The 25,212-nt window shown below is 72.3% G+C and carries 22 protein-coding genes; 11 read left to right on the top strand and 11 right to left on the bottom strand.

Translation table 11 applies throughout. The features are described from left to right. Positions 1 to 9: 9 nt before the first annotated feature. Complete coding sequence (locus PZB77_RS25845; RefSeq protein ID WP_275495021.1) at positions 10 to 1,665, bottom strand: FAD-binding dehydrogenase; 1,656 nt, start codon at positions 1,663 to 1,665, stop codon at positions 10 to 12. A gap of 257 nt (positions 1,666 to 1,922) precedes the next feature. Here PZB77_RS25845 and PZB77_RS25840 point away from each other — a divergent pair, with 257 nt between their 5' ends. The 4 genes from PZB77_RS25840 (at position 1,923) to PZB77_RS25825 (ending at position 4,309) form a co-directional block, all read left to right on the top strand. Next, the gene (locus PZB77_RS25840; protein ID WP_275495020.1) at positions 1,923 to 2,834 is read left to right on the top strand and encodes a DMT family transporter; all 912 of its coding nucleotides are present in this window, start codon (positions 1,923 to 1,925) and stop codon (positions 2,832 to 2,834) included. 57 nt (positions 2,835 to 2,891) lie between these two features. Next, positions 2,892 to 3,422: an NUDIX domain-containing protein gene (locus PZB77_RS25835; protein WP_275495019.1), complete on the top strand. Its 531-nt coding sequence runs from the start codon at positions 2,892 to 2,894 to the stop codon at positions 3,420 to 3,422. Between the two features lie 171 nt (positions 3,423 to 3,593). Continuing rightward, complete coding sequence (locus PZB77_RS25830; protein ID WP_275495018.1) at positions 3,594 to 3,989, top strand: DUF202 domain-containing protein; 396 nt, start codon at positions 3,594 to 3,596, stop codon at positions 3,987 to 3,989. Further along, positions 3,986 to 4,309 (top strand): DUF202 domain-containing protein, encoded by a 324-nt coding sequence (locus PZB77_RS25825; protein ID WP_275495017.1) that lies wholly within the window; start codon positions 3,986 to 3,988, stop codon positions 4,307 to 4,309. The genes PZB77_RS25830 and PZB77_RS25825 overlap by 4 nt, the downstream gene beginning before the upstream one ends. A 206-nt stretch (positions 4,310 to 4,515) precedes the next feature. Here the strand turns inward: PZB77_RS25825 and PZB77_RS25820 are convergent, their stop codons facing one another. The 4 genes from PZB77_RS25820 to PZB77_RS25805 form a co-directional block, all read right to left on the bottom strand. Then, positions 4,516 to 5,145, bottom strand: a complete 630-nt coding sequence (locus PZB77_RS25820) for an alpha-ketoglutarate-dependent dioxygenase AlkB (protein WP_275495016.1) — start codon at positions 5,143 to 5,145, stop codon at positions 4,516 to 4,518. Between the two features lie 629 nt (positions 5,146 to 5,774). Beyond that, positions 5,775 to 6,326: a DUF3291 domain-containing protein gene (locus tag PZB77_RS25815; RefSeq protein WP_275495015.1), complete on the bottom strand. Its 552-nt coding sequence runs from the start codon at positions 6,324 to 6,326 to the stop codon at positions 5,775 to 5,777. Positions 6,327 to 6,358: 32 nt separating this feature from the next. Next, on the bottom strand, positions 6,359 to 7,093 hold the full coding sequence (locus PZB77_RS25810; RefSeq protein WP_275495014.1) for a helix-turn-helix domain-containing protein: 735 nt from the start codon (positions 7,091 to 7,093) through the stop codon (positions 6,359 to 6,361). A gap of 95 nt (positions 7,094 to 7,188) precedes the next feature. After that, positions 7,189 to 7,833 carry an NAD(P)-binding domain-containing protein gene (locus tag PZB77_RS25805; RefSeq protein ID WP_275495013.1) on the bottom strand — a complete coding sequence of 215 codons (645 nt, stop codon included), beginning with the start codon at positions 7,831 to 7,833 and terminating at the stop codon, positions 7,189 to 7,191. Positions 7,834 to 7,948: 115 nt separating this feature from the next. Here PZB77_RS25805 and PZB77_RS25800 point away from each other — a divergent pair, with 115 nt between their 5' ends. After that, positions 7,949 to 8,290, top strand: a complete 342-nt coding sequence (locus PZB77_RS25800; protein ID WP_275495012.1) for a helix-turn-helix domain-containing protein — start codon at positions 7,949 to 7,951, stop codon at positions 8,288 to 8,290. 131 nt (positions 8,291 to 8,421) lie between these two features. Here PZB77_RS25800 and PZB77_RS25795 read toward each other — a convergent pair whose 3' ends face one another. Beyond that, positions 8,422 to 9,726 (bottom strand): glucarate dehydratase family protein, encoded by a 1,305-nt coding sequence (locus PZB77_RS25795; RefSeq protein ID WP_275495011.1) that lies wholly within the window; start codon positions 9,724 to 9,726, stop codon positions 8,422 to 8,424. Between the two features lie 142 nt (positions 9,727 to 9,868). On the opposite strand from PZB77_RS25795, the gene PZB77_RS25790 reads away from it, so the two are divergent. Beyond that, the gene (locus PZB77_RS25790) at positions 9,869 to 10,891 is read left to right on the top strand and encodes a phosphotransferase family protein (RefSeq protein ID WP_275495010.1); all 1,023 of its coding nucleotides are present in this window, start codon (positions 9,869 to 9,871) and stop codon (positions 10,889 to 10,891) included. An 8-nt stretch (positions 10,892 to 10,899) separates the two neighbouring features. Further along, complete coding sequence (locus PZB77_RS25785) at positions 10,900 to 12,114, top strand: acyl-CoA dehydrogenase family protein (RefSeq protein ID WP_275495009.1); 1,215 nt, start codon at positions 10,900 to 10,902, stop codon at positions 12,112 to 12,114. Positions 12,115 to 12,224: 110 nt separating this feature from the next. Here the strand turns inward: PZB77_RS25785 and PZB77_RS25780 are convergent, their stop codons facing one another. Then, the gene (locus tag PZB77_RS25780) at positions 12,225 to 13,556 is read right to left on the bottom strand and encodes a M28 family peptidase (protein ID WP_275495008.1); all 1,332 of its coding nucleotides are present in this window, start codon (positions 13,554 to 13,556) and stop codon (positions 12,225 to 12,227) included. Between the two features lie 769 nt (positions 13,557 to 14,325). On the opposite strand from PZB77_RS25780, the gene PZB77_RS25775 reads away from it, so the two are divergent. The 3 genes from PZB77_RS25775 to PZB77_RS25765 are packed head-to-tail and all read left to right on the top strand — an operon-like array spanning position 14,326 to position 17,587. Then, the gene (locus PZB77_RS25775) at positions 14,326 to 15,657 is read left to right on the top strand and encodes an extracellular solute-binding protein (protein ID WP_275495007.1); all 1,332 of its coding nucleotides are present in this window, start codon (positions 14,326 to 14,328) and stop codon (positions 15,655 to 15,657) included. After that, entirely contained in the window at positions 15,654 to 16,691 is a 1,038-nt protein-coding gene (locus tag PZB77_RS25770; protein ID WP_275495006.1) for a sugar ABC transporter permease, read from the top strand. Before PZB77_RS25775 ends, PZB77_RS25770 begins: the two co-directional genes overlap by 4 nt. Further along, positions 16,688 to 17,587, top strand: coding sequence for a carbohydrate ABC transporter permease (locus PZB77_RS25765; protein WP_275495005.1), 900 nt, complete (start codon positions 16,688 to 16,690; stop codon positions 17,585 to 17,587). Before PZB77_RS25770 ends, PZB77_RS25765 begins: the two co-directional genes overlap by 4 nt. A gap of 15 nt (positions 17,588 to 17,602) precedes the next feature. Here PZB77_RS25765 and PZB77_RS25760 read toward each other — a convergent pair whose 3' ends face one another. Genes PZB77_RS25760 through PZB77_RS25750 form a run of 3 tightly spaced genes read right to left on the bottom strand, consistent with a single transcriptional unit; the run spans position 17,603 to position 20,673 of the window. Continuing rightward, the gene (locus PZB77_RS25760; RefSeq protein ID WP_275495004.1) at positions 17,603 to 18,196 is read right to left on the bottom strand and encodes a TetR/AcrR family transcriptional regulator; all 594 of its coding nucleotides are present in this window, start codon (positions 18,194 to 18,196) and stop codon (positions 17,603 to 17,605) included. A 36-nt stretch (positions 18,197 to 18,232) separates the two neighbouring features. Further along, on the bottom strand, positions 18,233 to 19,909 hold the full coding sequence (locus tag PZB77_RS25755; RefSeq protein WP_275495003.1) for an AMP-binding protein: 1,677 nt from the start codon (positions 19,907 to 19,909) through the stop codon (positions 18,233 to 18,235). After that, positions 19,906 to 20,673: an SDR family oxidoreductase gene (locus PZB77_RS25750; RefSeq protein ID WP_275495002.1), complete on the bottom strand. Its 768-nt coding sequence runs from the start codon at positions 20,671 to 20,673 to the stop codon at positions 19,906 to 19,908. The genes PZB77_RS25755 and PZB77_RS25750 overlap by 4 nt, the downstream gene beginning before the upstream one ends. 204 nt (positions 20,674 to 20,877) lie before the next feature. Here PZB77_RS25750 and PZB77_RS25745 point away from each other — a divergent pair, with 204 nt between their 5' ends. Then, entirely contained in the window at positions 20,878 to 22,155 is a 1,278-nt protein-coding gene (locus tag PZB77_RS25745; protein ID WP_275495001.1) for a DUF1343 domain-containing protein, read from the top strand. A gap of 72 nt (positions 22,156 to 22,227) precedes the next feature. Here PZB77_RS25745 and PZB77_RS25740 read toward each other — a convergent pair whose 3' ends face one another. Continuing rightward, positions 22,228 to 25,065, bottom strand: a complete 2,838-nt coding sequence (locus PZB77_RS25740; RefSeq protein WP_275495000.1) for a penicillin acylase family protein — start codon at positions 25,063 to 25,065, stop codon at positions 22,228 to 22,230. Between the last annotated feature and the right edge of the window lie 147 nt (positions 25,066 to 25,212).

Raw genomic sequence — 25,212 nt, 5'->3', positions numbered from 1 at the left:
CGGCGCCGGTCAGGCGAGGGCGGCGGCCGCCGCCCGTCCCGCCGTGCGTCCCGAGAAGATGCAGCCGCCGAGGAAGGTGCCCTCCAGCGAGCGGTAGCCGTGCACCCCGCCGCCGCCGAAGCCGGCCGCCTCTCCCGCCGCGTACACCCCGGGCAGCGGGGAGCCGTCCGCCGTCAGCACCCGGGAGGAGAGGTCCGTCTCCAGCCCGCCGAGGGACTTGCGGGTGAGGATGTTCAGCCGCACGGCGATCAGCGGTCCGGCCTTCGGGTCGAGGATGCGGTGCGGCTTCGCGGTGCGGATCAGCTTGTCGCCGAGGTACGAGCGCGCCCCGTGGATCGCCGTGATCTGGAGGTCCTTGGTGAACGGGTTGGCGATCTCCCGGTCGCGCGCGGTGATCTCGCGGCGCAGGTCCTCCTCGTCGATGAGCCCGTCACCGGTCAGCGCGTTCATGCCGCGGACGAGGGCGCCGAGGTCGTTCTCCACGACGAAGTCCACCCCGTGGTCCATGAAGGCCCTGACCGGTCCGGGGACCTCGGCGCGGGCCCGTCCGATGACGTCGCGGACCGACTTGCCGGTGAGGTCCGGGTTCTGTTCGGAGCCGGAGAGCGCGAACTCCTTGCCGATGATCCGCTGGTCCAGGACGAACCAGGTGTAGTCGTAGCCCGACTTCATGATGTGTTCGAGGGTGCCGAGGGTGTCGAAGCCGGGGAAGAGCGGGACCGGCAGCCGCTTGCCCCGGGCGTCGAACCAGAGGGAGGACGGGCCGGGCAGGATCCGGATGGCGTGCTTGTCCCAGACGGGGTTCCAGTTCTCGATGCCCTCGGTGTAGTGCCACATCCGGTCGCGGTTGATGTGGTGGGCCCCGGCCTCCTCGGCGACGCCGAGCATCAGCCCGTCGACGTGGGCGGGCACGCCGGAGAGCATCTTCGCGGGCGGGGTGCCGAGCCGCTCGGGCCACTGGGCCCGGACGAGGTCGTGGTTGCCGCCGATCCCGCCGGAGGTGACGATCACCGCCTGGGCCCGCAGCTCGAAAGCTCCGGTGGCGGTCCGGCTGCTCGCGGTCCCGCGTTCGGCCGCACTGGGTTCCAGGATCTCGCCGCTCACGGTGTCGACCGCTCCCCCGGTGCGGCCGAGACCGGTCACCCGGTGGCGGAAGCGGATGTCGACGCGCCCCTGGGCGACCCCCTCGCGCACCCGCCGCTCGAAGGGGGCGACGACCCCGGGGCCCGTCCCCCAGGTGATGTGGAAGCGGGGTACGGAGTTCCCGTGGCCGGTCGCGTCGTATCCGCCGCGCTCGGCCCAGCCGACCACCGGGAAGAGCCGCAGGCCCTGCTGCCGCAGCCAGGAGCGCTTCTCGCCGGCGGCGAAGTCGACGTACGCCTCGGCCCACTTCTTCGGCCAGTGGTCCTCCTCGCGGTCGAAACCGGCCGTGCCGAACCAGTCCTGGAGAGCGAGCTCACGGCTGTCCTTGATCCTGAACCGGCGCTGCTCGGGGGAGTCGACGAGGAACAGCCCGCCGAAGGACCAGTGGGCCTGACCGCCGAGCGACTGCTCGGGCTCCTGGTCGAGCAGGATCACGGAGCGGCCCGCCTCGGCCAGCTCCGCCGTGGCGGCCAGCCCCGCGAGGCCGGCTCCGATCACGATCACATCGGCGTCGTACGCCATGGGTTCCATCCTTCGGGCGAGGCGGTGCGGAGACCGGCCGGGGCGCGGCGCCGGGGGGTGCGGACCTGCGACGGGTCGCGGATCCGGTGTCCCGGCCCCGCGTCCCCGAGCACGCAAGTTACTCGTGCGTCAGATCTTCGGTACGCCCCGATGCCCGAGTCAACAGGCCGGTCGGACCAATCTCACCGCTCCCCTACACCGAGGGGCATATCGTTCGGAACACACCTTTTCCGCCCGCCGATCCGAGGAAGAAACCTGTGTCCTTGCTGGTCCTCCTCCTCTCCGTGGGTGCGGCGGCGTGCCTTGGTTTCGGCTTCGTCCTGCAACAGGCGGCCGCCCGGCGCGCCCCGATGAGCGACTTCCTCTCCCCCCGGCTGCTGCTCGACCTGATGAAGGTGAAGAGCTGGCTGGCCGGGATCGGCTTCATGGTCTGCGGGATGGTGCTGGGGGCGCTCGCCCTCACCCGCGGCGAGCTCTCGGTGGTGGAGCCGCTGCTCGCGACCAACCTGCTGTTCGCGCTGGGCCTGTCGCGCGCGCTCACCGGGCAGCCGCTGGGACGCCAGGGGTGGGGCGGGCTCGCGCTGCTCTCCGGCGGGGTAGCCGCCTTCCTGCTGGCCGGTCAGCCGAGCGGCGGGCAGGCGGAGACCGATCCGCTGCGGCACTGGCTGATCATCGGCGTGGTGGCGGGGCTGGCGCTGGTCCTGACCGCGAGTGCCCGGCACGCCCGTCCGGCGGTGGCACCCTCGCTGCTGGCGCTGGCGGCGGGTCTGCTCTACGGGCTCCAGGACGCGCTGACCCGGGTGAGCGGCCAACTGCTCGACGACCGCGGCTGGACGGCGCTGGTGAGCGGGTGGCAGCCGTACACCGTGCTGGTGATCGGTGTCACGGGGCTGATCCTGGTGCAGAGCGCGTTCGAGATGGCGCCGCTGCGGATGTCGTTGCCCGCCCTGACCGCCGCCCAGCCGCTGGCGGGCATCGCGTGCGGCATCGGTTTCCTGGGCGACCAGGTGCGTACGGACCCGGCGGCACTGGCGGGCCAGGCGGCCGGCCTGGCCGCCATCGTCGCCGGGATCGTGCTGCTCGGGCTCCACCCCGCGCTGCCGGGCGGCAAGGGGGGCGGTGCCCATCCCGCCGAGGACCTGATGACGACGGAAGGCGGCGGGATCTGACGGGCGCCCGCGGCATCCGCGCGTCGTCACCGGCCCGCCCTTGGTTGGATGGGCAGCATGAATCCTGCTGACGAGATCCTGGACATCGTCGACGAGAACGACGAGGTGGTGGGGCAGGCGCCGCGCGGTGAGGCGACCGCCCGCGGGCTGCGCCACCGGTGCGTCTTCATCGAGGCGCGCGACGCCGGAGGGCGGGTGTTCGTGCACCGCAGGACGGCCACGAAGATGCTCTTCCCCTCGCACTACGACATGTTCGTCGGTGGGGTGGTGGGGGCGGGCGAAACGTACGACGACGCCGCGCTGCGCGAGGCCGAGGAGGAGCTCGGGGTCCGCGGACTGCCGCGCCCCGAGCCCTTGTTCACCTTCCTGTACGAGGCGGACGGCCACTCGTGGTGGTCGCGCGTCTACCAGGTGCGGTGCGAGCTGCCGGTCGATCCGCAGAAGGAGGAGATCGAGTGGCACGGCTTCCTGACCGACGAGGAGGTGGCGGAGCGCCTCACCACGGGGGCGTGGACGCCGGACGGAGTGGAGGCGTACCACCGGCTGCGGGAATTCCGGGAGGAGTCGTCGGAGTCCGGCCTCTCGTAGGGGCGGGAGCCGGGTGTCTCGTAGGGGGCCGGAGCCCGGTGCCCGGTGTCTGGTGGCAGGCCGGTGTCCGGTGTCGCGTGGGGCGCCGCGTGAGGGCGCCTCGGGATCGTGGTGCTCGAACGCACAGAAATGGTCCGGACCGCTCGTCGGAGCGGCGGATAGGGTTCCCGCGTGAAGGAATTCGTACAGAGTCTGCGGCTGTGGTTCGCGCCCCAGCGGATCAGTGACGAGGGAGACACCCCGGACTACCGTTTCTCCCTCGCCAACGAGCGGACGTTCCTCGCCTGGATCCGTACGGCGCTCGCGCTCATCGGCGGCGGCTTCGCCGTCGACCAGTTCCTTCCGGGGCTCGCGTGGGGGGTGCGTGCCGGGCTCGCCTTCGGTCTGCTCGCGGCCGGGGTGCTCTGCGCGCTGCGGGCCGTCAACCACTGGGTCCGCTGCGAACGGGCGATGCGGCGGGGTGAGGACCTGCCCGTCTCGCGGTTCCCGACCCTGCTCAGCCTGGTGGTCGCGGTGGTGGCCGTGACGATGGTGGTGGTCGTCCTCTTCGGCTGGGAGGGCCGGTGAGCGCCGCCGCGTCCGGGCCCGTCCGTGATCCGGGTCTCCAGCCGGAGCGCACCCGTCTGGCGTGGCGGCGTACCACGCTGTCGGCGACCGTGGCGGCGGTCCTCGCCGCCAAGCAGACGTTGCACGGCGGAGCGTCCCTCGCCGCGGTGGTCGCGCTCGCCCTGAGCGCGGCTGCCTGGATCGCCTTCCTGCGGGTGGCCCACCGCCGCGTACGGGAGACCGACACCGCCCAGCCTCCGCCCCTGTCGCCACGAGTGGCGTGGACGGCCACGGCGTGCACGCTCGCGCTGGCGGTGTTCGCGGCGGCCATGGTGCTCTGAGCAGCGGGGCCGGGCGGGGCCACGTAGGGCGCGGTCGTGCCCTCCACCCCATTCAGCCGCGCGAGGAAACGCTTCCTCACCCCCGCACGATCAACCGCTCGACGCCGCGGTCCTCGCAACTCCCACAGATCGCGCCGCGTCGACCGGTCGCCACAGGAGGACGGCCGACGCGGGACGGCGGAGACGATTCCCGCGGTCGGCGCAGGTCAGCGCACTCCGCGGGGACGGTACTGGACGCTGATTCTCGGACCGCAGGGCCGGGACGTCTTGGGGATCGCGTGTTCCCAGGTCCGCTGACACGAACCGCCCATGACGATCAGGTCCCCGTGGCCCAGCGGGCGGCGCACCGTCTCCCCCGTGTGGTCTCGGGGGCGCAGCAGCAGGTCGCGTGGGGCACCCACCGAGAGGATGGCGACCATGGTGTCCTCGTGGGAGCCCCGGCCGATCCGGTCCCCGTGCCAGGCGACGCTGTCGCGGCCGTCGCGGTAGTGGCACAGGCCCGCCGTGGCGAAGGGTTCGCCGAGTTCCTTCGCGTAATGCGCGGACAGGGCCTCGCGAGCCTCGGTGAGGACGGGGTGGGGGAGGTCGTCGGCCGTCCGGTAGAAGGCCAGCAGGCGCGGTACGTCCACGGTGCGGTCGTACATCCGGCGCTGTTCGGCCCGCCAGGGCACCTCGGTCTCGAGCCGCGCGAAGAGTTCGTCGCCGCCGCTCAGCCAGCCCGGCAGCAGGTCGATCCAGGCTCCGTGCCCGAGCTCCGTCCGGCGCAGCCCGGCGAGGGGCCCGAGGGCGGGGGCTTCGGACTGGTCGAAGAGCGAGGACTGGAGGAACGAGGACATAGGAGTCACCACTGTAGTTCATACGTTCGAATTACATGCGGGGGGTGTTCCGGTGGTCCAGGACCGCGCCGGGCCGGCCGCACGGCGGCGCGGCCGGGTCGGATCCTGGAGGGTGTCGGCCTCCATGTCTCCGTCGAAGAGCGACGAGAGCCACTCCGAGCACGGGGGCACGGGGGCACGGGGGCACGGGGAGGAACCGGACGGGAGCGGCCACCACGAGGGGCAGCCATGCGTACCGGGCGCTGGCGCCCGGCGTTGACCTCGTGCGGCGAGCCGGCGAGCCGCGCCGACCGGGTGCGTCGTGGCCACGGCAGCACGCGGGCAGCACGGTGGGCGACCTGCGCCAATGAGGCGCCGTCGGCCGCACGGACGTCGCGAACGGCCGGGGCGACGGGTGGGACCGCGCCCCGCAGCCCGCCGTCCGGTCCGCGGCGGAGGCAGAAGGCCGGAACGGCCGCCCGGCGCCGGGAACGCTCGGGGACAGGGGGGCGAAGCCCCACGTACCGGGATGCGGAGCGGGTCGTACAGAGCGCGGGGCGGGTCGGCAGGGAGCCCGTCAGGTGTTCCGTCGGCTCGTCACGGGGTCCCTCCCCCGCACCACCGTGGGGTCGTGCGCCCCGCCGGGTCTCTCACTCGCGCACGAGCACGACCGGAGGCGCCGTCGCGGCGTCGACGGCCCCCGGCGCTTCCGGCCCCTCTTGCGCCGGTACCACCTCTGCCGCCTCTGCCGCGGAGTACGCGGAGACGAAGGTGAAGGCGCGCGGGGACGGGCCGTTGGCGCGCAGGTCCGCCAGCCGCTCCAGGGCTTCGCCGACGGTCGGGATGTGTCCGGCCGGGACCCACCAGAGCACCAGGTGCGCCTCGACGTGCCGTTCGAACCAGTCACGGCGGTGGCGCACCACCTCCAGGTGGCCGGTCCGGTAGGTGAAGTCCCACAGGGACTCGCGGGTCTCCCACACCGACATGTTGACGATGACGTTCTCACCCGCCGGGCGCAGGGCCGTGGCGTCGGCATCGCCTTCCGCGACGAGGCGCCACACGAAGCCGGGGGTGTCGTCGGCTGCGGCGTTGATCGGATCGAGCATCTCGACGAACGGGCTCATGCGTGGGTCGTCGAGGGGATGGAGGAGCGTGGAGACGTTGAGTTGGGCGAGGTGCGCGGCTTGCGAGGACGCGGTCATGGACCCATCCCAGCACGGCCCGCTTTTCTATGTCAACCAGCATTGTTTTTAGAAACTTCGACGACCACGCAGCACTCCCCCGGCCTGGCGGCCATGCGCGCGCGCAGCGGACCGTCCGTACCGAGCATCCCCTCCAGCAGGGCGAGGTTCATTCCGCAGACGAGCGGCGGGAAGCGCTCGGCGACCGCGTGGAAGGGACAGTTGCGCATGCGGATGACGGGCGCCCCCGCGCGGGCCACCCGCTCCTCCCCCTCGGCGGCGTTCCCGTCACCGTCCCCCTCCCCGTCACTCCCGGCGCCCCCGTCCTGCAGGTGCGGTTCGTAGCCGCGCGCGGCCAGCAGTTCCATGGCCGCGGGGAGGTCGCCACAGGCCGGCGCTGAACCGCGCAGCGCCTCGCCCCGGCGGCGCGCCGACGCGCGGAGTCCGACGTCGAGACCCGCCTCCTCGGCGGCCTCGGCGAGGAGGTCGGCGGCGGTGCGGTAGTCGCGGGCGGGCAGGGACACGGACCGCTCGGTGCGCACCCGCGTGTACACCTTGGCGGGCCGCCCGGCTCCGGGCCCCGTACGGCCGGTCAAACGTCGACTGCCACTCTCCAGGAGCCCCGCGTCGGCCAGTTTGTCCAGATGGTGCGCGGCGAGCGTGCGGGCCACCCCGACCGCCTCGGCGGCTTCGTTGCGGCCGACCTCGCGGCCCTGCGCCACCACGTAGGTGTACAGCCGCCGCCGTACCGGGTCCTGCAGCAGTGCGATCGCATCGATGTCGTCCACTCCGCCATTCTACGAACAACGCGGGTTGGAGATAGAAATGCGGCGGGCGCCGGCAGGCCGCACCCGTGACAGTGACTCCGCCCCCGGCCGCCGGTTCAGCCACCGGCCGTGACGGTGCCGAACGGCGGCAGCAGTGTGCGGGGATCGTGCCCGGACTTCCACAGTCCGATCAACAGCGCGGTCGCCGCCTCCAGTTGGTCGACCCGCGCCAGGGGCCCGACCGTGAGCGGCACGTGCCCGAGGTCCCGCACCAGGGTCCGTACGGTCTCCAGCGCGGCTTCGTCGTCACCGCACAGGGGTACGGCGAACGGGCCTTCGGGAAGGACGGAAGGGTCGAGCCGCCATACGGAGTCGGGGAGGTGGTTGAACGCCTTGACCACCCGGGCGCCGGTGGATCGGGCGAGCGTACGGGCCGCCCCCGGCCCGTCGCCGGTGGTGAGCAGGAGGCCTGGCCCGATCGCGTTGGTGCAGTCGATCAGCACCCGGTGACGCAGCGCGCCGTGCGCCGCGCCGAGTTCGGCGAGTACGTCCGCGACAGCACCGTGCGGCAGGGCGACCAGCGCCGCGTCACCGAAGTGGGCCGCCTCGCCCAGGGTGCCGGGGAGGCCGCCGGCCCGGTCGGCCAGGTCCCGCGCCCGCTCGGCGGAGCGCCCGCCGAAGAGGATCTCGTGCCCGGCGGCGGCCCAACGCGCCCCCAGGGCCTCCGCCATGTTTCCCGTACCGAGAATGCCGATGCGCATCCGTCGCCGTCCCTTCACCGTGTCCCACCCGCCCCCGCGTGGGACGGTGACAGCGACACTAGGAGGCCGGTCGCACACCATCCGGTGTCCCACCGGTCTGCTATGGGGAGGCGTCGTGGAACGGGTATTGGCCGATTGCCGGGTGCGGCTGGGGTTCGACCTGCTGACGCACACCTGGAACGCGCCGGTGATCCAGGCCCTGGAGGCGGGCCCTCGGCGCCCGCGCGATCTGCGCACGGAGATCGGTTCGATCAGCCCCAAGGTGCTCAACGAGACCCTGCGCAGACTCGCGGGGTACGCGCTGGTGGAGCGTACGGTCCCCGCCGGGGCGCCGCGCCGGGTGGAGTACGCGCTGACCCCGCTCGGCAGGACGCTGCTGGAGCCGATCGCGGCGATGGGCCGCTGGTCGGCCGAGCACGGGGACGCCTTCGTGGCGGCGCAGGACTGGGACGACTGAGCCGCGCGGGACCGGGACGAGCCGGGTCGCGCGGCCGATGCCGGCCGCCGCACCCGCCCCGCCGACCGGCACGACCGACTGGCCGGACCGGCCTGCCGGACGGGCCTGCCGGACCGGCAGGAGCAGCGGTGTCACCAGCGCGGGATCGCCGGGGTCACCCATCCGGGATCGGACCTGCGCATGGCTGCCGCGTCGTCGCGGTCGCGCAGGCTGCCGTCGTCGTCCAGCCAGCGGCGGTGGAGGACCGCCAGTCGGTCCCGGTCGAGTTCGACGCCGAGGCCGGGCGCGTCGGAGACGGCCAGGCGGCCGTCCTCGAAGACGTGGCGGGTGGTGATGACGTCCTCGGTCTGCCAGGGGTAGTGGCTGTCGCAGGCGTAGTCGAGGTTCGGCACGGTGGCGGCGACGTGGGTCATCGCGGCGAGGCTGATGCCGAGGTGGGTGTTGGAGTGCATGGACAGGCCCACGCCGAACGTCCGGCAGATCGCGGCCAGTTCGCGGGTGCGGTGCAGGCCGCCCCAGTAGTGGTGGTCGGAGAGGACGACCTGCACCGCGTCCCTCGCCAGGGCCTCGGGCAGTTCGGCGAGGGTGGTGACGCACATGTTGGTGGCGAGCGGGACGTCCGTACCCGCCGACACCCGCGCCATCGCCGGCGTTCCGCTCGCGGGGTCCTCCAAGTACTCCAGTACGCCGCCCAGTTGCTCGGCGACCTTGAGCGAGGTCTCCACCGACCAGGCGCCGTTCGGGTCCAGCCGCAGCGGACGGCCGGGGAAGGCCTCGGCGAGCGCGCGGATCGCGGCGATCTCCTCGTCGGGCGGGAAGACACCACCCTTGAGCTTGAAGGAGCCGAACCCGTGCTCCCGGGCGAAGCGCTCGGCCTGCGCGACGATCCCGGCCGGGTCGACGGCCGCGCCCCAGTCGTCCGCCTCACCGCCCTCGGGGTGGGCGGCCCAGCGGTAGAAGAGGTACGCGCTGTAGTCGACGGCGTCGCGGACCTTGCCCCCGAGCAGGGCGTGCACGGGCAGGCCCAGCGCCTTGCCGAGCGCGTCCAGGCAGGCCACCTCGAAGCCGGACACCACGGAGAGCCGGAGCTTGTCGGCCGTACGCACGCCCCGCAGGCCCCCCGCGTCGACCCCGCCCTCCGCCTGGCCGGACCCGTCGGACGTCTCCTCGCCGCACACCTGCTCGGCGAGGGCGAAGAGGCCGTTCAGGTCGCTGACCGACCGGCCCGGCAGCGCCTCGGCGAGGGGACGGGCGAGAGCCAGGTAGACCGAGTCGCCGTAGGTCTCCCCGATGCCCGTGACGCCGCCCCGTGTGACCACTTCCACGATGAGCCGGGGGGTGTAGGGCTGGTGCACTCCCTGGGTGTTCAGCAGGGGCGGGTCGGCTATGAGGATCGGGGTGAGCCGGACGTCCTCGATCAACAGCGCTGTATCCATACGTGAACTCTATTCAGGGATGCGTTCATGCGCCAGAGAGCTCCGCACACCGTCCTGCCGGATTCGGGTCACTCACTGGACGACATACCGACTGGTCGGCATCATGGGCACGTTCGGTCCACCACCCCCGGAGGTGCGCGTCATGAGCTCAGTCCCCCCGCCAGGACTCGATCCCGGCCCGCTGCGCGGCCATCTCGACCGCGAACGGCCGGGGCTGGTGAGCGGACCGCTGGAAGCGCGGCTCATCGAGGGCGGCCGGTCGAACCTGACGTACACCGTCACCGACTCCGTCCGCACCTGGGTGGTGCGCAGGCCCCCGCTGGGCCACGTCCTCGCCACCGCGCACGACATGAAGCGCGAGCACCGGGTGATCAGCGGGCTCCACCCCACTCCCGTGCCGGTACCGGAGCCGGTCCTCCTCTGCGAGGACGCATCCGTCATCGGCGCACCGTTCTACGTCATGGAGTACGTGGAGGGCACCCCCTTCCGCACCGCCGACCAGCTCGCGCCGCTCGGCGAGGAGCGCACCCGCCAGGTGGTCCTGGGACTGGTCGACACGCTGGTCGACCTGCACGCGGTGGACCCGTCGGCGGTCGGGCTGGGCGACTTCGGACGCCCCGAGGGCTTCCTCGACCGGCAACTACGCCGCTGGGGTAAGCAGTTGGACGCCTCCCGCAACCGTGAACTGCCCGGCATCGACGAACTGCACGCCGGCCTCGGCCGTGCGCTCCCCCAGTCGCCGGCCCCGACGGTCGTGCACGGCGACTACCGCCTCGACAACGTGCTGGTCGGCGCCGACGACACCATCAAGGCCGTACTCGACTGGGAGATGTCCACCCTCGGCGACCCGCTCACCGACCTCGGCCTGCTGGTGATGTACAGCTCCGACCTGGGACTTCCCCACTCACCCGTCTCGACGACGAGCGGCGCGCCCGGCCACCCCTCGCCCGCCGAGCTGATCGAGCGCTACGCCGCACGCTCCGGCCGGGACACCTCCGCCCTCTCCTGGTACACCGCGTTCGCGTGGTTCAAGCTCGCCGTGATCCTGGAGGGCATCCACTACCGCTACACCCTGGGCCAGACGGTGGGCGCAGGCTTCGACCGCATCGGCGAACTCGTCCCCCTCTTCATCGAGCACGGCCTCACCACCTTCCAGGAAGGCTGATCACCCCCATGGACTTCGCCTACGACGCCCGTACCGAGGAGCTGCGCACCAGGCTGCTCGCCTTCATGGACGCCCACGTCCACCCCGCCGAGAAGACCGCCGAGGAGCAGCGGGCCCGGCTCGCCTCGCCGTGGGACACCCCCCAGGTCGTGGAGGAGCTGAAGGCCGAAGCGCGCCGCCAGGGCCTGTGGAACCTCTTCCTGCCCGACGCCGAACACGGTGCCGGGCTGACCAACCTCCAGTACGCGCCGCTCGCCGAGATCAGCGGCCGCTCACCGCACCTGGCGCCGACCGCGCTGAACTGCGCGGCGCCGGACACCGGGAACATGGAGGTCCTCCACCAGTTCGGCACGGACGCCCAGAAGAAGCAGTGGCTGGAGCCGCTGCTCGCGGGCGAGATCCGCTCCGGGTTCGCCATGACCGAACCCGACGTGGCCTCGTCCGACGCGACCAACATCGAGACCCGGATCGTTCGGGACGGCGACGAGTACGTCATCAACGGCCGCAAGTGGTACATCTCGGGGGCGATGAACCCGCAGTGCGCCGTCTTCATCGTGATGGGCAAGACCGACCCGGACAGCGAGGACATCCGCCGCCAGCAGTCCATGATCCTGGTCCCGCGCGACACCCCCGGCCTCGAAGTCCGCCGCGCCATGCGGGTGTACGGGTACGAGGACCACTCCCACGGCGGGCACGCGGAGCTCGTCTTCACCGACGTGCGGGTGCCGGTGGCCAACCTGATCGGCGAGGAGGGCGGCGGCTTCGGCATCGCCCAGGCCCGCCTCGGCCCGGGGCGCATCCACCACTGCATGCGGTTGATCGGCATGGCGGAGCGCGCCATCGAGCTGATGTGCCGGCGCGCCGTCTCCCGTACGGCCTTCGGCAAGCCGCTCGCCCAGCAGGGCGTGGTGCACAACTGGATCGCGGATGCCCGGGTGACCGTCGAGCAACTGCGGCTGCTGGTGCTGAAGACGGCGTGGCTGATGGACACGGTGGGCAACCGGGGCGCGCACACCGAGATCCAGGCGATCAAGATCGCGACCCCTCGGGCGGTGCTCGGCATCCTCGACGACGCCGTCCAGCTGCACGGGGCCGGAGGCGTGAGCCAGGACTTCCCCCTCGCCGAACTCTGGTCTTCCGCGCGGACGTTGCGGCTTGCGGACGGCCCGGACGAGGTGCACCAGCGCTCCCTGGCCCGGCGGGAGATCAAGAAGTACCTCTGACGGGGCGGGCCGGGAGGGGGCGGGCGGGGTGCGGCCGGTGGTTCCACCGGCCGCACCCCGCCCGTTCCCCGGGCACGTCGTGCGTGGGCGAGCCCGACGACGTCCGGGGCTCAGAAGGTCAGCGACCAGCTGTTGATGTAGCCGGTGTCGGAGGACGCCGTGTCCTGCACCTTCAACTTCCAGATCCCGTTGGCGACTTCGGTGGAGGCGTTGACGGTGTACGTGGCGATCACGTTGTCCGCCGAGTCGCTGCTGCTCGCGCTCTTCAGCCGGTAGGCGGTGCCGTCCGGGGCCACCAGGTCCACCACGAGGTCCCCGCGCCAGGTGTGCCTGATGTCCACGTCCACCTTGAGGGTGGCGGGCGCGTTGCCGGTACGCCCGGTGACGGTGATGGCGGAGGTCACGGCGGCGCCGTTGTCCGGCACGGTGACGTCCGTGGCGTTGGTGAAGACCGTGCCGGCCGGCGGAGTGGTCGTGGCCCCCGAGAGGTTCCAGATCGCGTAGGCGATGGCGTCACTGTTGCGGTCGAGCGCGGTGTCGTTGATGTTGGTGGAGCTGTCGCAGGAGGCGTGGTAGCACCGGTCGAACGCGAGGCCCGAGGTGCCGCCCCACTTCTGCGCCTGCGCGGAGGTCTTGATGTAGTCGGCGCCGGAGAAGAGGCCGCCGACGGGGACGCCCGCCGTCTTGAACGGCGCGTGGTCGGATCGCCCGTCGCCCTCGGTCTCGATCTCGGTCGCCACGGAGATGCCGGCGTAGTAGTTCTTGAAGGTCTGCTCGATCGTGGGGTCGTCGTCGTAGACGAAGTAGCCGGGGTTGGGCGAGCCGATCATGTCGAAGTTGAGGTAGCCGGCGATCTTGGCCCGCTCCGTGGTCGCGAGGCTGTTGACGTAGTACTTCGACCCGACCATCCCCAGCTCCTCCGCGCCCCACCAGGCGAAGCGCAGATGCTTCTCCGGCTGGTAGCCGGCCCGGGAGACGGCGAGGGCGGTCTCCAGGACGCCCGCCGAACCGGAGCCGTTGTCGTTGATCCCGGCGCCGGCGGTCACGGAGTCGAGGTGCGCCCCCGCCATCAGGACCTTGGAGGCGTCTCCGCCCGGCCAGTCGGCGACCAGGTTGTAGCCGGTCGCCCCACTGGAGGTGAACTGCTGGAGGGTGGTGGTGAACCCGGCGGCGTCGAGCTTCGCCTTCACGTAGTCGACCGACGCCTTGTACCCGGTGCGGCCGTGGGCGCGGTTGCCGCCGTTGGCGGTGGCGATCGACTGGAGCTGGGCGAGGTGCGCCTTGACGTTGGCGAGCGGTATGTCGGGGGCGGTGACCGCTGCGGCGGCGGGGGCCGGTACGGCGACGGGGGCCGCGGCGTGCGCGGCCCCCGTCGTCAGGAACAGGGAGGCCACCGCGAGGGCGGCGGCGGTGGGCAGGGTTCTGCGCGGGACCGGTCTCATCACGTGCTCCGATTTCCGTGAGGGCGAGAACTGACGGAAGGTGCGGGGGGACCCGGCCGGGACCGTGCCCGGTCGGACCTGGAGCTGGGTGGTGCGCGGTACGAGGTGCGCGGTACGGCGTGCGCGGGGTGTCGCCCGGTGGGCGCGGCGGCATGCCGGTACACGGGATGCGATACGCGCGATACGTACGAGGCGTATGCGCGTGACCGATATTCAGCCAGTGGATCCGTACGCGGTCAAGAGCACGAACCGGACACGAGTGTTCGGTCAACGGACAGCAGACGAGGGGGTGTTGGCCGCGTACCGTCCGCCGCGACGCCGGCCGCGCCCCGGCGCGGGACGCAGGACGGCGGGCGACTCGGCGTGCCTTCGGCGGCCGCGGGTGCCCCCGCGGGCCGGCCCCGCCCGCCACCGGCCTGACCCCGGCCCGGCCGCCCTCCCCCTTCGCCGGCGGATCCCCGTACCGGCCCCCTCACCCGTGCGGCCGTCCGCTCCGTCCCGCTCCGTGTCGCTCCGCGACGCGCCCGCGGCCGGCTGCGAAGGTACGGCGAGAGTTTTCGACCGGATGTCCCGGTGCCACCGGTGCCCCCTCCGGCATGCCCGTGCCCGCCCGGGACGCGGGCCCGGTCCTCGGGCCGGAGGGTCGGGGCCGCCGGTGGGGCGCGTCGCCCCGTCGGGGCCCGGACGTCGCCGGTCACCCCGTGCACGGCCGGGGGCGCACCCGGCGGGGCCGCCGTCCGGCTCGTAGAGCGCCACCAGGAGGACACGTATGACCACGAGTCAGGGTCATCAACGCCGCACCGGTCACGACGGCGCCACCGACCACGTCGGCGGCGCCGGTCAGAGCCGCCGGGGGTTCTTGCGCGCCGGTGGCCGGATCGCGGTGGTGGCCGCGCTGCCTCCGGCCCTTTCCGCCTGCTCGGGGAGCTCCGACACGCTGCGGCTGGTGGGCGTCACCGATCAGCAGCAGCCGGTGGAGGAGCTGCTCGCCCTGTACCGGGAGAGCCGCCCCGGGGAGTCCTTCACCACCTCGTTCGCGCCCACCGAGCAGATGCAGACGGTGGTGCGCACCCAGCTCGCCGGGGGCAACGCGCCGGCCGTCCACGCGGTGTACCCCGGCAGCGGCAGCGCGATGTCCATGGTCGAGCTGGCCCGGGCCGGACTGCTGACCGATCTCAGCGCACAGCCGTGGACGAAGAACATCCCGGAAGCGTTCGGTGCGGCCTACCGCTACGAGGGGCACACCTACCTCTACTCGGCGGGCAGCTGCCTGATCGGCGCCATCTACAACAAGAAGGTGTTCGCCCGGGCGGGTGTCGAACCTCCCGCGACCTGGACGGAGCTGCTCGCGGTCTGCGCGAGGCTCAGGGCGCGGGGGGTCGTACCGATCGCGCTCGGCGCCCAGACGCCGTGGGTGACGCAGCTGATCAGTTACGCACTGGTGCCCAATGCCGTCTACGCGCACAACGCCCGGTTCGACGACGACCTCGCGGCCGGCCGGACGAGCTTCCGGGACTCGGGGTGGGCGGACGCCCTGGACCGGTACCAGGAGCTCCAGCGCAAGGGGTTCTTCAACGACAACCCCAACGGCACCACCTTCGAGCAGCAGACCGCGATGGTCGCGACCGGGAGAGCCGCGATGGCCGTCCAGGTCTCCGCGGTCCTCGGTGTGTTCCGGGAGTCCGCGGAGCGCCCGGACGACCTGGCGATGTTCCCCTTCCCGGGCGGTGACGATCCGGCGGACCTGTGGATCCCGGCCGGGATCGTCGTCGGCCTGGGCGTCTCCGTGCGGGCGAGGGAGAACGCCCGGGTGGCGGATTTCATCGCCTTCCTCGGGAAGCAGGAGAACATCGACCGCTGGGCCTCTGCCGTCTTCGCGATTCCCTTCCGGCGGGACGCCTCCACCGTCGTCGACCCGGTGCTCAAGGCCTTCCTGCCGATCGTCGACGCGGGGCGCGCGGTGCCGTTCATGGACCAGCGGTGGCCCAACGCCGAGGTGCAGCCCGCGCACTTCGCGGCCGTACAGGACCTGTTGGCCGGTGAGACGGACGTCCGGGGCGCGCTCGGGCAGATGGACGACGCCTACCGGAGGGCGTCATGAGCCGCTCGCTCCCCCAGCCCGAGGAGATCCAGCCCGAGGGGACCCCTCCCGGGGGAACCCCGGCCAGGAAGACCCGGCCCCGGGAGACCCGCGTCCGGGAGATCCCGCCGCCGAACCCTCGGGAGACCCGGTCGGGGCCCCGGGGCCGTACCCGCCCGGGCCGTGACCTGACGGTCCCGCCGTGGGGGTTCGTCGTCCCGGCCCTGGTGGTGTACGCGGCGGTCGTGCTCTACCCGGCCGTAGCGGGCGTGGCGTACGCCTTCACCGACTGGTCGGGCATCGGTGACGCCTCGTTCGTCGGGCTGGCGAACTTCCGTGCGCTCCTCGACGACCGGCGCACCCTGGACTCGGTGGTCAACACCCTGCTGCTGACCGTTGCCGTGGTCGTCGTCCAGAACGTGGTGGGTCTGCTGCTCGCGCTGGGCGTCGACGCCGGCATCCGGAGCAGGGCGCTGCTGCGGGTGATCTTCTTCGCCCCGGCGGTGGTCAGTCCGGTCATGGTGGCGTTCCTGTGGAAGTACGTCTACAACCCCGAGAACGGCGCCGGGCTCAACGGCGTCCTGGGCGCCGTCGGGCTCGGCGGGCTGCGACAGGACTGGCTCGGCGATCCCTCGCTGGCGCTGTGGTCGGTGGCGGCCATGGTCGTCTGGCAGTACGCCGGCTACTCGATGGTCATCTTCCTGGCCGGGCTCCAGGGCGTACCGGCCGAACTGCACGAGGCGGCCAGGATCGACGGCGCCGGGACCTGGCAGCGGTTCCGCTACGTCACCTGGCCGCTGCTCGCGCCGGCGCTGACGGTCAACCTCATGCTGTCGACGATCGGCGGCCTGAAGCTCTTCGACCAGGTGTACGCGGCCACCAACGGCGGCCCCGGCACCGCGAGCGAGACGCTGTCGACGGCTCTCTTCAAGGAGGCTTTCGTCTATGGGAAGTTCGGCTACAGCACCGCCGTGGCCCTGGTGCTGGCGCTCTTCGTGGCGGCGGTCTCGCTGGTCCAGCTCCGCTTCCTGCGCGCCCGGGAGGTGACCGCGTGACGCCCGCACCCGGGCGCGGGAGGACCGCGCCCCGCCGTACGGAGCCGGTCCCCCACCCCGTGAGGAGCCCTCGGCGCCGCGCCCGTTACGGGAACTACGCCCTGGAGCTGGTCATGATCGCGGTCGCGGTCGCCTTCCTCTTCCCGGTGTACGCGCTGCTCACGCTCTCCCTGAAGGAGCCGCGGCAGATCGCCGGCTCGCCGCTGGGCCTCCCCGCCCCGCCCACCGCGCACAACTTCACGCACGCCTGGTCGTCCGCGTCGCTGGGGCCCGCGCTGGTCAACAGCGCGCTCATCACCACCCTCAGCCTGCTGCTGCTCGTGGTGCTCGGCTCGACGGCCGGGTACTTCCTGGCCCGCCGGGCCCGGGGGCTCGGGTACGGGCTGTACATCCTGTTCCTGCTGGGGATCGTGCTGCCGTTCCAGCTGGGGATGATCCCGCTGTACGAACTGGTCGACTCCCTCGGCTGGCTCGGCACCTACCAGGGGATGGTGCTCTTCTACACCGGCATCCAGCTGCCGTTCACCGTCTTCCTCTACACCGGGTTCGCGCGCGCCCTGCCGGCCGACTACGCGCAGGCCGCGCTGATCGACGGGTGCGACCACCGGCAGGCGTTCACCCGGATCGTCTTCCCGCTGCTGCGGCCGATCACCGGCACGGTGATCATCCTGAACGCGGTCTTCGTCTGGAACGACTTCTTCACGCCGCTGCTCTACCTGGGCGGCTCCGACCGGGAGACCGTGCCGGTGCGGGTGTTCTCGTTCGTCGGCCAGTACGTGTCGGACTACGGGCTCGTCTTCGCCGGCCTCGTGCTTGCCGCGCTGCCCGTCCTCGTGGTGTTCCTGCTGCTCCAGCGCTACGTGATCAAGGGGTTCGCCGGAGGGCTCAAGGGCTGAGCCCTCCACGGGACCTCAGGGCCGCAGCGCCCGCAGCAGCAGGTCCGCGAGGTGGTCGGCCACTTCCTGCTTGGTGAGCGGCCCGTCGGGGCGGTACCAGGTCGACAGGTGGTGGATCGAGCCGAAGTGGTAGTCGACGACGAGGTCCGCCGGGCTGGCGTGGGAGAAGACGCCGGCCCGCTGCCCCTCCTCGATCAGGGCACGGAAGCGCTCGTGGTAGCGGCGGCGTTCGACGCGTACCTGCTTGTTCTTCGACGGGCTCAGGTGGTGCATGGAGCGGAAGAAGATGGAGGCGTCGTCGAGGTTCTCGATGGTCGTCACGACCACGTCGGCGGCCGCGTCGCGCAGCCGCTTCTCCACCGGTTCGTCGGCGTTCGCGAACGCGTCGAGGCGCTCCTGCTGGAGGCGCAGCACGCGGGCGTAGACCTCGTGGAGGAGGTCCTCCTTGGAGCCGAAGTAGTGGTAGAGCGCCCCCTTGGTGACCCCGGCGGCCTCCACGATCTCCTGCACCGAGGTGCGGTCGTACCCCTGCTCCGCGAAGAGGCGGGTGGCGGCGGCCAGCAGCCGTTGGGGAACGGGAACCCCATTCCCTTCCGTCGCCTTGGCCATCGCCGCCACCTGCCCTTCGTCTGCCGTGAACGTGTTCTAGTGCGGGGAACGCAGTTCCCGCCTGAGGATCTTCCCACTCGCCGTCTTCGGCAGCTCGGTCAGGATCTCGACCTGGCGCGGATACTTGTACGCGGCGAGCCGCTCCTTGCAGTAGGCGCCCAGTTCGTCCGGGTCCGCCTCGGCGCCGGGCCGCAGGCTGACGTAGGCCCGGACGGTCTCGCCCCGGTAGGTGTCGGGGACGCCGACGACCGCGGCCTCACGGACGGCGGGGTGGGTGTAGAGGACGTCCTCCACCTCACGGGGCCAGACCTTGAAGCCGGAGGCGTTGATCATGTCCTTCTTGCGGTCCACCACGTACAGCCAGCCCTGGTGGTCCATGAAGCCGATGTCTCCGGTGCGCAGTTCGCCGTCCGGGAAGGCGGCCGCGGTGGCCTCGGGCAGGTTCCAGTAACCCGACACGACCTGCGGGCCGCGCACCGCGATCTCGCCCTGCTCACCCAGCGGCACCTCGGCGCCGTTCTCGTCGAGGATGCGGACCAGGGTGTCCGGGCCCGGTACCCCGACCGACAGGGTGCCGGAGACGGGGTCCACGGGGGCTTCCCGGTGCGCCGGCACGGCCGCGCAGGGCGCGGTGCACTCGGTGAGGCCGTAGCCGTTGCGCAGGTACGGGCCGAAGCCGGCCCGGAACCGCTCCACCAGCGCGGGCGGCAGCGGGGCGCCGCCCGAGGAGATCACCACGAAGGAGGAGAAGTGGCCGGGGGTGGCGTCGGGGTGGGCGGCCAGCGCCATGAAGGCGGTGGACGGCCCGACGGTGTAGGCGGGGCGGTGGGTGGCGAAGGCCTCCAGGACCACGCTCGCCTCGAAGCGGTGGGCGAGCACCAGGGTGCCGGCGTTGGCGAGGCAGACGGCGAGCTGGCAGACCATGCCGGTGATGTGGAAGAGCGGGGCGAGGGCGAAGTAGGCGGCGCCCTCGGGGATGGGGTGGTCCTTGCGCTGGCGTTCGGCGTTGACCATGACATTGCCGTGGGAGTTCATCGCCCCCTTGGGCTTCCCGCTGGTGCCGGAGGTGTAGCTGATCAGCGCGGTGTCGGCGGCGGTGAGCGCCCGGTCGGCGGGGGCCGGGAGCCCCTTGCCCGCGACGGTCACCAGGTCGTCGGCGTCCGCGGGGACCGGCAGCCGCGCGAAGCCGAGGACGCGCGGGTCGTCGGCGGTCTGGAGGTCGAGCTCGCAGGCGGTGACGGCGATGGTGACGCCGGGGGCGGCCGCCGCGGTCTCGCGCAGGTACGACTCCCACGCCCGGTCCGAGCAGAACAGTGCGCTCACCCCGGCGTCCCGGAGGACGTGCGCGACCTCGCCGGCCTTGTACATGGGGTTGAGCGGGACGACGGTGGCACCCGCCTTCCACGCGCCCAGCAGGGCGAGGACGAAGTGCGGGGTGTTCTGGAGCATGATCGCCACGCGGTCGCCGTGCCGCAGACCCCGGGCCGCGAGGTGTCCGGCGACGGAGTCGGAGAGTTCGTCGGTCTCGCGGTAGCCGAGCCGCCCGTCGAAGTAGGCGAGGGCGGTCTCCTCCGGGGCGCGGGCGACCGCGGCCCGAAAGGCGGCGAGGACCGTCTCGGCGGGCTCGACCGGGGCGAGCTGCGTCGCGGAGAGCAGCCCGGTCCAGGGCTTGGCGGCGTAGGGGGACGGGGACGGGGCGGACGAGGGGGTCATGCGCCGCTTCCCTTCTCCCAGACGCGCTGGAGTTTGTTCATGCCGCCGATCCAGCGGTCCGGCTCGTCGGCCCTCGCCCGGTAGTAGTCGGCGACCTCGGGGTGCGGCAGGACGAGGAAGCGGTCCCGGTCGATCGCGTCGAAGAGCGCGTCCGCCACGGCGTCCGGCTCGATGGCGGTCGGGGCGAGGACGAGATCGCCGGCCGACCCGGCGGCGGTGAGCATGTCGGTCCGTACGCCCTGCGGGCAGATCGCGTGGACCTTGATCCCCCGGTGGCGGTAGGTGAGCGCGAGCCATTCGGCGAAGGCGACGGCCCCGTGCTTGCTGACGCTGTAGGGCGCCGCGCCGATCATCGTCAGCAGACCGGCGGCGGACGCGGTGGTGACGAACCGGCCGCTGCCGCGTTCCAGCCATGCGGGCAGCAGGGCCCGGGCGGCGCGGACGTGGGCCATCACGTTGACGTCCCAGGCGGCGGCCCACACCTCCTCGTCGGCGAAGACGTCGCCGGGCGAGGCGAGTCCGGCGTTGGCGCAGAAGACGTCGACGGTGCCGCCGAGGGCGTCTCGTGCGGCGTCCACGATGCCGGAGGCGTCCCCGGCGATCGCCGTGCCGCCGATCTCCTCGGCGAGCGGTCCGATCCGCGCGGCGTCCAGGTCGTTGACGACCACCCGCGCGCCCTCGGCGGCGAACCTCCTGGCCAGGGCGGCGCCGATGCCGCCTCCGGCTCCCGTGACCACTACGCCGGCACCGTGCACCGTACTCATCGGATCCTGCCTCTCTCAGCGGCTGCTCCAGCAGACTAACCAGTCGGTATGTGATCGGGGAAGGGCCGGCGGGAAGGTCTGGGAATCTGCCCAACCGGCGCCGGACGCTCCGGTGGATCCGCCCGGCCGAGGTCGTTCCGTACGGACCCGGCGCGCGCTAGCGTGCATGGGCATGACAGTCCGCGCGATCATGGAGGTGGCTCGATGAGCCTGACCAGACGGGGTGTACTGGCGGCGGGCGGAGGGCTGGGGGCCTTGGCGGCGACCGCGGCGGGCGGCGCCCCGCCGGCCGCGGCGAGCACCCGCGCCACCGGCCGCGGCGGGCGCGGGCCGCTCCGCACCGGCTTCGACCGGCTGGCCGCCGGGGGGTACCGGCTGCTGGCGGGTGAGCGCGTGGGCATCGTCACCAACCCCACCGGCGTCACCTCGGACGTGCGCCACGTCGTGGACGTCATGCACGCCGACGAACGGGTGAACCTCACGGCCGTCTTCGGCCCCGAGCACGGCTTCCGGGGCACCGCCCAGGCGGGCGGCTCGGAGGGACGCTACGACGACCCCGCGACGGGACTGCCGGTCCACGACACCTACCTGAAGAGCGGTCAGCCCCTGGCCGACGTCTTCACGGCCTCCGGGGTGGACACGGTCGTCTTCGACATCCAGGACGTCGGAGCCCGCTTCTACACGTACATCTGGACGCTGTACGACTGCATGGAGGCGGCGGCGCTGGCGGGCAAGCGGTTCGTCGTACTGGACCGGCCGAACCCGGTCACCGGGCGGGCGGCGCTCGGTCCGGTGCTCGACCCGGCGTTCGGGACCTTCGTGGGGAGGCGGGAGATCGCCCAGGCGCACGGGATGACCGTCGCGGAGTTGGCGCTCTTCTTCAACGCCGAGTTCTTCGCGGCGCGTCCGGCGGAGCTGGAGACGGTGACGATGTCGGGGTGGCGCCGCTCGGACTTCTTCGACGCGACGGGCCTGCCGTGGGTGCCGCCGAGCCCCAACATGCCGACGCCGGACACCGCGTTGGTCTACTCCGGCACCTGTCTCTTCGAGGGGACCAACCTCTCCGAGGGGCGCGGCACCACCCGCCCGTTCGAACTGCTCGGGGCGGCGGGGATCGACCACCGCTGGGCCGCCGCCGCCAACGCGCTGGAGCTGCCCGGGGTCCACTTCCGCGAGGCGTACTTCGCGCCGGCCTTCTCCAAGTTCTCGGGAGTGACGGTCGGCGGGGTGCAGCTCCACGTGGACGACCGGGAGGCCTTCGACCCGGTGCGCACCGGGATCGCGCTGCTGGTGACCGCGAAGGCGAGCTGGAGCGGGTTCGCCTGGCGGGCGGACAACTGGATCGACAAGCTGACCGGGAACACCCGGGTCCGCACCATGATCGACGCGGGCGCGGACACCGACGAGGTGGTGGCCGCCTGGCGCGCGGACCTCGCGGCCTTCCGGGCCTTGCGGAAGAAGTACCTGCTGTACGGGGGCTGAACGGGTGCGGTCCCGGCGCGGGGTGGTGAAGCACCCCGCGCCGGGACCGCCGTCCCTCGTTCCCCGCCGGTGCTACCGGTGCGAGGGGAACTCCACCACCTGCTGGTAGGTGGGCCGGTTCTGCCACGGGATCGTCTTCTGGGTGATCCCGCCCAGCGCGCGGTGGATGATCGCGTCGCCGCACCACTGGTCGCCCGCAGCGCAGCTGTCGTCGCCCGGGTAGACCGCGGTGGCGGGCTTGGCGGCCGCCTGCTTCAGCGTGGTGAGCAGCGCCTCGCGGCAGGTGGCGAGCACACCGTCGCCGCAGTAGGTGCGGGCCAGCGGGCCCTGGACGCTCTCCCCGAGGACCTGGCGCAGGTCCTTGTCCGCGAAGGCCCACCAGCCGTACTGGAAGGCGGAGCCACTGTGCGCCCCGCTGGGTCCGTGGCTGGCGGCCGGGGACTCGTCCACGGCCAGGCTCGCGGCGAGTGCGTCGTAGAGCGGGCTCCCCAGACCCGGCCGGAACTCCGCGTCCATCAGCGCGGGCCACCAGGCGTCCATGACGCGTACGGCGTCGGCGTCGGCGTACTTCTTCGAGCCCGCGGCCGTCTCCTTGCGCTGCGAGCCGGCCGCCCGCCAGGTCTCCAGTTGCCGCACCACCGCGTCGAGGGCGGTGTCGGTGACGGGCTGGGAGCGGATGACCTTCAGCAGTTCGGGCAGCAGCTGCTCGCCCCGCAGGTCGGTGACGGCGGAGGACTCCATGGCACGGACGAGGGAGGCGCGGGTGACGCCGCCCTGCGCGACCAGCGCGGACACCCGGTCGTCGAGCAGGTCGGCCCGGTGCACCGCCCCGAACCCGAAGCCGGCGGAGGCGTACCCCTTGGCCTGCCGGTTGTTCCAGGAGATGTAGTAGTCCTGGCCGCTGGAGCGCGGGTGCGCGGCGAACGGCGTGTAGGTGGCGGTGTTGGCCGCCGGGTCGAAGTTCTGCCATTCGTACGCCCGGTCGGCCGCGACGGGCAGTGCCGGGTCCACGCCGGCGGCGCGCTCCGGGTTCATGCCGCTGTTGTAGTAGGCGGCGGTGCGGGAGTCGGCGTAGAACCAGTTGAAGGCGTAGTCGATGTTGCTCGCCGCCTGCTGGAAGGAGGCAGCGTCCTTCACGTAGGCGGGGTCGTTGAGCATCTGGAAGCCGATGATGGAGTCGGCCTCGTGGCGGTAGGTGGTGCGCAGCGAGGTGTACGCGACGGGCTTGCCGGCCACCGTCGCGCGGTGCGTGACGATGCCGTAGTTGGTGCGCCAGACCCGCATCCGGTAGGAGCCGGCGGCGGTGGAGTCGGCCACGCTCGGCTTCCAGGAGTTGGTGCGCTCCATCTTCTCCATGGGGGTGCAGGTGCCCCGGTAGAGGTAGGAGGTGGAACTCTTCGTCGGGGCACCGCCGTTGGCCTCGCAGAGCGGGACGGCGTAGGTGTCGGTGATGTCCTGGGCGGCGGAGGTGGCGCTCCAGGCGTAGTCCTCGCCGCGTCCCATCTGGATGTACATGCCGACGCCGGCGAAGGAGACGCCCCGGGCGCTGATGCCGGGGCCCTGGATCTCCTGGAGCATCATCAGCTGCGGGGCGAAGTAGCCGGTCTGGGGTCCGAAGACGGCGACCGGGTTCCCGCTCGCGGTGTGCGCGCCGGAGACCAGCAGGGCGTTGGACATGCCGCGCTTCTGCGCGCCGGCGCCGGAGCCGGGCAGCGTTCCCTCGGGGATGACGCCCTCGTCGAAGACGCCCTGCAGCGGCTTGAGCGCGGCGGGGGCGGCGACCGGGGCCTTGAGGTTGGTGCCCGCCGAGCCGGTGCGGTCGTGGATCAGGGGTTCGGCGGTGACGGACCCCTTGTCGGGGAGGGCGGTGCCGCGCGCGGTGGCGGGCTTCTGGGCGTACGGGAACGAGGTGCCGTCGTGCACGGTGAGCACGGCCTCCGGGTCCTCGCGCTGGCGGAACGACTCCCAGACCCGGGTGCCCTCGGCGACGCCGTACTTCTCCTGCGCGGCGAGCAGGGAGAGCGCGGCCTGTACCTCGCCGCCGCCTCCGCCGCCGAACTGGCCGCCGACGACGGTGGCGATGGAGATCAGGTCGGTGAGCTTGAAGGGTGCGATCTCGCCGGCGTTGGTGATGGAGTCGATCTTGCCGGTGAGGACGTACTCGCCGGGGAAGTTGCGGCTCGACTTCGCCTTGTCCTTGTAGGCGTTGATGCCGTCGATGTACGCCTGGGCGTCGGCCATGGCCTGCTCGCCCCGGGCGCCCTCGGTGGTCCGGATCCGCTGGACCTGCGCTTCGAGGTCCGCCTCGGTGTACGGGGCCTGCGGCCAGAACTGCTGCTCCAGACCCTGGTTGGCCAACGCCCCGCCGGCGAAGGAGGTGAGTTCGCCGCGTCCGATGTGGCGGAAGAGGTCCATCAGCCAGAGCCGGTCCTGGCCGGCCGCGTATCCGGCGCCGAACTCGGTGCCGTAGCGGGTGGTGCCGTTGATGTGCGGCACGCCCGTCTTCTTGTCCCGGGTGATGGTGACGTCGCTGCGGGGCGCGACGGTGGACTCCACCTGACCGGACGGCACGCCGAAGGAGGCGTCGTTGAAGAAGTCGGTGAGCTTGGCGTCGGTGACCGAGCCCTGGCCGGCGATCAGCGAGGTGTAGCGGTCCAACTGGTCGTCGCTGTGGGCGGGACGGGTGCCGAAGAGCTTGTTGCCGAGGATGTCGGCGAGGGTGGCGTTGCCGTTCGCGCCGGGCGGCAGGATGTCCGCGCACTGACCGGCGCAGTGGTCGGTGACGTCGGTGGCCGCCGCCTGGGCGGCGCCTGCCGGGAGCGATCCCGCCAGCAGTGAGGTTCCGAGTGCGAGGACGGCCGCGAAGGTCGCGGCGAGCTTGCCGGTACGTGTACGGGTACGTGGGGGCATGCGTACTCCTCAGGGAGGCCGATGCTCCGGAGGTTACCGACGGTAAACCCGGTCCGGAAGGTGAGCATCGGTCACCTTTGCCGAATCGTCACACGGCCCGCGAGGCCCCGACCGGCGGCTGTTCGCGGCTCGGGGCAGCCCCGTTGC

This window comes from Streptomyces sp. AM 2-1-1, from assembly GCF_029167645.1.
Lineage (GTDB): Bacteria > Actinomycetota > Actinomycetes > Streptomycetales > Streptomycetaceae > Streptomyces.
The sequence above is the reverse complement of the archived record's forward strand: the minus strand, read 5'-3'. Positions and strand labels throughout refer to the sequence as shown.